Annotated in this window: 6 protein-coding genes; 5 read left to right on the plus strand and 1 reads right to left on the minus strand. The window is 58.8% G+C overall.

Annotation, left to right across the window (positions count from 1 at the left end):
* The coding region (locus tag H6B10_RS10945) for a hypothetical protein (protein WP_430661756.1) at positions 1-1377 on the minus strand (1377 nt) is incomplete at its 3' end.
* Positions 1378-1661: 284 nt separating this feature from the next.
* Here H6B10_RS10945 and nifS point away from each other — a divergent pair.
* From nifS to H6B10_RS10970, 5 genes are all read left to right on the plus strand, one after another.
* A complete protein-coding gene (gene nifS / locus H6B10_RS10950; protein ID WP_204651640.1) occupies positions 1662-2852 on the plus strand; it encodes a cysteine desulfurase NifS in 1191 nt (396 codons plus the stop codon).
* Positions 2853-2865: 13 nt separating this feature from the next.
* Positions 2866-3300: a Fe-S cluster assembly scaffold protein NifU gene (nifU, locus tag H6B10_RS10955; RefSeq protein ID WP_204651641.1), complete on the plus strand. Its 435-nt coding sequence runs from the start codon at positions 2866-2868 to the stop codon at positions 3298-3300.
* Positions 3301-3385: 85 nt separating this feature from the next.
* Positions 3386-4624 carry a MalY/PatB family protein gene (locus H6B10_RS10960; protein WP_204651642.1) on the plus strand — a complete coding sequence of 413 codons (1239 nt, stop codon included), beginning with the start codon at positions 3386-3388 and terminating at the stop codon, positions 4622-4624.
* A 235-nt stretch (positions 4625-4859) separates the two neighbouring features.
* Positions 4860-7361 carry an efflux RND transporter permease subunit gene (locus H6B10_RS10965; protein WP_243427354.1) on the plus strand — a complete coding sequence of 834 codons (2502 nt, stop codon included), beginning with the start codon at positions 4860-4862 and terminating at the stop codon, positions 7359-7361.
* The coding region (locus H6B10_RS10970) for a GLUG motif-containing protein (protein ID WP_275951074.1) at positions 7358-7935 on the plus strand (578 nt) is incomplete at its 3' end. The genes H6B10_RS10965 and H6B10_RS10970, both read left to right, overlap by 4 nt.

The following is a 7935-nucleotide window of genomic DNA, read 5'->3' on the forward strand; positions in this document are numbered from 1 at the left end:
GCCGGTGTCATCGGGACCGCCGTACTCGTTTTTCAGGTTGTTCAGGCTCAGCAGGGTACCGTCGGGATTCTGGAACACAAAGGTGCCGTCCGCCCCGGTGGTACCGGTGGCAATCAGGTTCTGCGGGTCGTATGTATAGTCTTCGTTGGCATAGTACAGGTCAAACCGGGCGCCCGGCACCGGGGCGCCGATCTGGTCTACCTTGATCAGATCGCTTTGGGGGATGGAAACCAGGTTGAATTTCAGTTTCATGTTGGAATCCACGTTGCCTCGCTCCAGATAGAAGAATTTCAGGGTGTGGTAGGTATCATCGGCAAAGGTGTTGGAAGTACCGTTGGTCCAGGGCTGCCCTGCGGCCAGAAATTTGCTGCGCAGGGTGCCGTTGGGCTGGTTGTTCACCAGAATATCGCCGGTCTGGAAGTTGATGGACAGGGAGGCCGCATCGTGGATGCCGCCCAGGTCGCCCACCAGCACATCGTCGATGAACACCCACACGTCATCGTCGCCGGAAAAATCATAGGTCACCGGGGTGCCGCCGGCGGTGCCGTCCACCGTGCCGTAGGGCTGCTGCACAAAACGGGTGGTCATGGTGGAACCGAAATAGTGGTTGATGGCCGGGTTGCGGGCGTTCATGTCCTTGACCTGACTGTAGATGTTGAAGGGGAAAAACTGCCCCAGCAGCGGCACGGCCCCTGCCGTGCGTACGCCCGGCCCGTCGTAGAGGATGAACGCGTTGGTGGCTTCGTCAAACTGGGCAAAGTTCAGGGTGCAGTCATAGTAATAGTAGCCATCCTGATCGATCTGCAGCAGATTGCGTACATTGGCGTAGGAGGCTTTACCCGCGTTGGGCAGGTTGGGATTGAACAGGTAATTCAGGGACTGCCCGCTCTGGACCAGCTGAGGGTATCCGTTTTGCAGGGTAGGCTGTACCATGCCGGTACGGGGCGCGCTGGTGCCGGTGTAATTGTTGATGCCGGACCCCGGCCCTGCCGCCGCAGTGAATTGCAGCGCTTTGCCTGCGTTGATGCCCTGGTCCATATCGGGCGGGTTCACATTGTCGGGGGCGTCGCGGGTGGTGATCCAGTAATCAAACAGGTTGATGGTGGTGCCAATGGGGCTGACTCCGTCGGTAATAATGCCGGCTTCGGCCAGTGGGGCAGTGTCCGGGATGGTGGCTTCCTCCACCGGGGGCGCGGTGGACTCCGGTGTGGCGGCAGGCTGTACAATCTCGGCAACTGCGGCCTGTTCCGGTGTGGCGGCCTGCTCGGGCGTGGCGGGTGAAAGCGGGGCTGCCGCAATGGGCAGGCAAGCGGCAGCGGCCACGGCTGCGGCTGACAAAAGTGCGGCAAACCGGCGGACAAAAGGTGTAGAATACATTTTGAGTTCCTCCTTGCCGCGGGTACGGTGCGTAGCGCGGCATCTTCAGTATAAAAAGCGGTTCTTGTGTCGTTTGGCGGAATCTGTCATCCAAAGAGAATTTTTTGCGAGAAAATGCCCTTTGCATGGAGAAATCCTTACTACCATCGTACCATGGGCCGTCGGTTGTCTGGACCACGAAAATCCTACTTGACAAGTAGGGAAATAAGGCGTACAATAAAAACATATAAAAACGGTAGGAAATAAGCGCCGGCCCGGCGCCCCGCCAGGAAAGGATGAATTGTATGCAGATTTATGCAGATCACGCCGCCACCACAAAGACAAGCCCGGCGGCTATAGATGCCATGGTAACTACCATGCGCGAAACCTACGGCAACCCCAGCAGCCTGCACTCCGCAGGGCAGCGGGCAGCCGAACTGCTGGCAGATGCCCGGGCACGGATTGCCCGGCAGCTGAACTGCGAAGCGTCGGAACTGATTTTTACCTCCGGCGGCAGCGAGGCCGACAACCAGGCCCTGATGGGCGCCGCCCGGCGGGGCGCGGCCCAGGGCAAAAAGCATATTGTCTCCACGGCGTTTGAGCACCACGCCGTGCTGCATACCCTGCGCCGCCTGGAGAAAGAAGGTTTTGAGATCACGCTGCTGCCTGTGTACGAAAACGGCCTGGTCACGGCGGAACAGGTGCGCGCCGCACTCCGGCCGGACACCTGCCTGGTCAGCGTGATGTATGCCAACAACGAGATCGGCACCATTCAGCCCATTGCCGAGATCGGGGCCGTCTGCCGGGAAGCCGGCGTCCTGTTCCATACCGACGCGGTGCAGGCGGTGGGACACCTGGAAGTCGACGTGAAGGCTCAGAATATCGATATGCTCTCGCTGTCCGCCCACAAATTCCACGGCCCCAAAGGGGTGGGGGCCCTTTACCTGCGCAAGGGGCTGCGGCTGGACCCTCTTATCGAGGGTGGCGCCCAGGAACGGGGCCGCCGTGCCGGTACCGAGAACCTGCCCGCCATTGTGGGCATGGCTGTGGCCCTGGAGGAAGCGGCCGCGCACCGGGCCGAGAATACCGCCCGGCTGATTCCGCTGCGGGACAAGCTGATTGCGGGGCTTTCGGCCATTCCCCATGCGGCACTCAACGGCGATGCGGTACAGCGGCTGCCCGGTAATGTGAGTTTCTGCTTTGAGGGCATCGAGGGCGAATCCCTGCTGCTGCTTCTGGATGACCGGGGCATCTGCGCGTCCTCCGGTTCGGCCTGCACATCGGGTTCGCTGGACCCCAGCCATGTGCTGCTGGCCATCGGCCGCGTGCACGATGTGGCCCATGGCTCCCTGCGTCTTTCCCTGGGGGAGGACACCACCGAAGAACAGATCGATTATCTCATCCGTACCGTGACCGACACCGTGGCCTATCTGCGCAGCATTTCGCCGGTCTGGCGGGAACTGCAGAACGGCACCCGGCCCTACATCATTCAATAAGGAGTGTTTTCTTATGGCTTTGTACAGCGATATTGTTATGGACCATTTCCGCAATCCCCGCAATGTGGGCGTCATCGAAAACGCCGACGGTGTGGGCGAAGTGGGCAACGCCAAATGCGGCGATATCATGAAGATCTACCTGAAAATCGACGGTGACACGATCACCGATGCCAAGTTCGAAACCTTCGGCTGCGGCAGCGCCATTGCTTCCAGCTCCATGGCTACCGAGATGATCAAGGGCCAGCCGGTAGCCCAGGCGCTGCAGCTGACCAATAAAGCGGTGGTGGAGGCGCTGGACGGCCTGCCCGCCCATAAAATCCACTGTTCCGTTCTGGCGGAGGAGGCCATCAAGCTGGCCCTGAAGGACTACTACGACCGCCATGGCATTGCCTATGACAAGCAGCAGTTCCCCAGTTGTGAAAACTGCGGCCACTGCCACACCCACTGACCACACCCTGTTGCCGGGAAACAAGATTGTGGTATAATGGTCCTAAAAAAGATGGCAGTTTGCCACCGGAAAGGACCACCCCAGTATGCAATACGATTTTACCACCCTTATGGACCGCCACGGCCGTGATGCCATTGCGGTGGACGGTCTTGGTTCTGCCCCGGGCTTTGCCCCTTCTGCCCCCAAAGAGGGGTTCGATGCGATCCCTATGTGGGTCGCGGACATGAACTTCCCCACGGTACCCACCATTCCCGCCGCCATCATTGAGCGGGCACAGCACCCGGCATTCGGCTATTTCAGCCCCAGCGATGCCTACTACGATGCCATCATCGATTGGCAGGCCAAGCGCAACGGGGTGGACCCCGCCCGCCTGACCCGGGACTGCATCGGCTACGAAAACGGTGTGCTGGGCGGTGTGATCTCGGCACTGACCTGTTTTGCGGCCCCCGGGGACGGGGTGCTGCTGCACAGCCCCACCTACATCGGCTTTACCAAATCCATTGAGAATAACGGTTTCCGGATCGTACATTCCCCGCTGGTGAAGGATGCCGACGGTGTGTGGCGGATGGATTATGCCGACATGGACCGCAAACTGAAGGAAAATCACATCCATGTGGCGGTGTTCTGCTCACCCCACAACCCCTGCGGCCGTGTATGGGAACGCAGCGAGATCGAACAGGCTATGGAAGTGTACCGCGCCAATGACTGCGTGGTTATCTCGGACGAGATCTGGTCCGATATCCTGCTCAACGGCCACAAGCATACCCCCACCCAGTCTGTCAGCGAGGACGCCCGGCAGCGCACGGTGGCGTTGTATGCCCCCAGCAAGACCTTCAACCTGGCGGGGCTGGTGGGCAGCTACCATATCATTTATAACCCCACCCTGCGGGACCGTGTGCTGGCCAAGAGTTCCAAACCCCATTACAACGAGATGAATGTGCTTTCCATGCATGCGCTGATCGGCGCCTACCGGCCGGAAGGTCATGTGTGGGTGGATGAACTCTGCCAGACCCTCAGCGGCAATATCAACTATGCCTGTGATTTCATCGGCAGCCACTTTGACGGTGTGGAAGTAAGCAAGCCTCAGGGCACCTATATGCTCTTCCTGGATTGCACCCAGTGGTGCAAAGCCCACGGCCGCACCATTGCCGAAGTGCTCCAGGCCGGCTGGGATGTGGGCGTGGCCTGGCAGGATGGCCGTATGTTCCACGGCCCCTGTGCCATCCGCATGAACCTGGCTTTGCCGCTCTCCCGTGTGGAGGAGGCCTTCCGACGCCTGGACCAGTACGTGTTCAACGGCCCCTTCCTCTCGGAACGGGCATAAGCGGAACCGCTTCCACGGAACGAAAACAGCGGGTAACTGTGTATCTGTCTATATTTTTGGACCGCCCCTTTGGGGTGGTCCTTTTTAATGCGAACTTTGTGCAATTTTGAACACAGTGTTTAAACATTAGACAAATGTGCAAAAGTGTCCATGGCAATTTGGGGTCTACCGTACTAAGATGATAGGAACAGCTCCGATAGGGGCTGCTTTTTCTATTGAACGGGAGGACTTCACTTTGGAAGAAAAGAAGCCGAAAACCAGCGGAATGGAAAAGATTGCCGCTTTTATCGTGGACAAGCGCAATCTGTTTTTTCTGCTGTATATCCTGGCGCTGATTTTCAGCGTTGTGGCGTCGGGCTGGGTCAAGGTGGAAAACGATATCACCACCTACCTGCCCGCCGATACCGAGACCCGCCAGGGTCTTACGGTCATGAACGATAACTTTACCACCTTCGGTACAGCGCGGATCATGGTGTCCAACGTGGGGTATGATACTGCCCTGGCCCTGCAGGATGCCATCGAGGAGGTGGAAGGTGTCTACAGTGTGGACTTCGACGATACCCAGGACCATTACAAGCAGGCCTCGGCCCTGTATTCGGTGACCTTTGACGGTACCGCCAGCGACCAGGTGAGCATCACCGCGGTGCAGGGCATCCGGGATGCCCTGACCGGCTGGGATTATTACATCGATACCGAGGTGGGGCAGGATATGTCCGCCGACCTGGCCAACGAGATGGGGGTCATTCTGGTCATTGCCGCCGTCATCATTGTGGTGGTGCTGACCCTGACCTCCCGCTCTTACGCCGAAGTGCCGGTGCTGCTGCTCACTTTTGGGGCAGCTGCCGTGCTGAATATGGGCACCAACTTTTTGTGCGGCACCATTTCCTTTATTTCCAACTCTGTTACGGTCATTTTGCAGCTGGCACTGGCCATTGACTATGCCATCATCCTGTGCCACCGCTTCTCGGACGAGCACGAAACCAAAGATACCCGGGAAGCCTGCATTGCAGCCCTGGCCAAAGCCATTCCGGAGATCAGTTCTTCTTCCCTGACCACCATTTCCGGCCTGGGGGCGCTGGCCTTTATGCATTTCGGCATCGGGCGGGATATGGCCACCGTGCTGATCAAAGCCATTCTGTTCAGCCTGTTGTCGGTCTTTACCCTGATGCCCGGTCTGCTGATGCTCTTCAGCAAAAAGATCGATGCTACCCGCCACCGCAAACTGATCCCCCAGATCAACTTCCTGGGCAAATTCGACGTGGCCACCCGCTGGGTGATCCCGCCCATCTTTGCGGTGGTGGTCGTGGTGGCGGCGGTGCTGGCCAACAACTGCCCTTACTGCTACAGCTTTACCGACCTGGTTACCGCCAAACAGAGCGAGAGTCAGATCGCCCACCAGAAAATCAAAAACACCTTCGGCAACGAGAACATGGTGGCGCTGATCGTGCCCAAAGGCAACTACGACGCCGAGCGGGCCGTGCTGCAGCAGCTGGAAGCCTGCCCCGAGGTAAAATCCTGCCAGGGACTGGCAAACACCGAAGCCCAGGACGGGTATATGCTGGCCGATGCGGTGACGCCGCGGCAGTTTTCGGAACTGGCGGGCACCGACTATGAGGTGGCCGAAGCGCTTTACCTGGCGTATGCGGTGGACCAGGACCAGTACGGCAGTGTGCTCAACGGCATCGGAGATTACAAGGTGCCGTTGTTTGATATGTTCATGTTCCTGCAAAAGGAAATGAAAGCCGACAACATTACGCTGGAAGGAGATATGCAGCAGACGCTGGACGATCTGTTCGACCAGCTGAACTGGGCGCAGGTCCAGCTGCAAAGCGACAAATACAGCCGCATGGTGGTGTACCTGAATCTGCCGGAGGAAAGCGATGAGACCATGGCCTTCCTGGATACCATCCACGGCATTCTGGGCCAGTATTACAGCGGCAATACCTATGTGGTGGGCAACTCCACCAACGTGAAGAATCTGTCCAGTTCCTTCGGGCAGGATAATATCCTTATCAGTATTTTGTCAGCGCTGTTTGTGGTGCTGATCCTGCTGTTTACCTTCAAATCGGTAGGGCTGCCCATCCTGCTCATCGTGGTCATTCAGGGCAGTATCTGGATCAACTTCGCCGTGCCTACCCTGCAGAATGAACCGTTATACTTCCTGGGGTATCTTATTGTCAACGCCATTCAGATGGGCGCCAATATCGACTATGCCATTGTGATTTCCAGCCATTACAGCGACCTGAAAAAAGAACTGCCGCCCCGGCAGGCCATTGTGGCGGCCCTCAACGAGGCATTCCCCACCATCTTTACTTCAGGCACCATTCTGGCAGTGGCCGGTGCGCTCATCGGCCAGATGACCACCAACCCGGTCATTGCCGCCATTGGTACCTGCCTGGGCCGCGGTACCATCATTTCCATTGCACTGGTTCTGGCGGTGTTGCCCCAGATTCTGCTTATTGGTGATTCCATTGTGGAACGCACCAGCTTTGCCATGAAAGCGCCCATCGACCTGACGCGCATCAACCGCACAGCCACCGGGACCATGCGGGTCAGCGGCCGGGTGCGCGGCTATGTGAACGGTGTCATTGATGCGGAAATCAAAGGCACACTCAACGGTACCCTGAACGCCGCCGTTACGGCAGGCACCACCATCGAACCGGCCCGGCCGGACTATGAACTGCCGCAGGATGCGGCAACCTGGGCCCAGAGTTATACCGAGGGGGAGGAATTATGAAATATCAATATGACCGCCTTCTCGCGGCGGTGCTGAGCCTGTGCCTGCTGGCCGGGCTGCTGGCACCGGCCGTCCGGGCGGAAGAAACCACACCGGAAACCATTCAGATCGCCACAGTGGAACAGCTGGAGGCTCTGGCCCGGGACTGCCGCCTGGACAGTTGGAGTGTGAGCCGCACCGTGGTGGTAACGGAGGACATTGACCTGACCGGCAGCGATTTTGCCGGGATTCCCACCTTTGGCGGTACGCTGGAAGGGCAGGGGCATACCATCCGCGGGCTGAACCTGACGGAGGAGGGCAGCGTACAGGGACTGTTCCGGTATCTGCAGCAGGATGCCCGGGTACAGGATCTGCATGTGGAAGGCACGGTACAGCCCGGCGGCAGCCGGGCCGTGGTAGGCGGTCTGGCGGGAGAAAACGCCGGGACCGTCAGCAACTGCACCTTCAGCGGTACGGTCAGCGGCACCCGGCAGATCGGCGGTATTGCAGGCACCAACACGGTCACCGGCATCATCACCGGCTGCACGGTGAACGGCAGTGTGTACGGCGACCATTTCGTGGGCGGTATGGCCGG

Origin of the sequence: Gemmiger formicilis (genome assembly GCF_016901605.1) — a bacterium.
GTDB lineage: Bacteria > Bacillota > Clostridia > Oscillospirales > Ruminococcaceae > Gemmiger > Gemmiger formicilis_B.

What these genes read in the sequence shown, in the direction of transcription:
- nifU (WP_204651641.1), top strand. Translation starts at nt 2,866, where the DNA reads ATGGCTTTGTACAGCGATATTGTTATGGACCATTTCCGCAATCCCCGC.
- nifS (WP_204651640.1), top strand. Translation starts at nt 1,662, where the DNA reads ATGCAGATTTATGCAGATCACGCCGCCACCACAAAGACAAGCCCGGCG.
- H6B10_RS10960 (WP_204651642.1), top strand. Translation starts at nt 3,386, where the DNA reads ATGCAATACGATTTTACCACCCTTATGGACCGCCACGGCCGTGATGCC.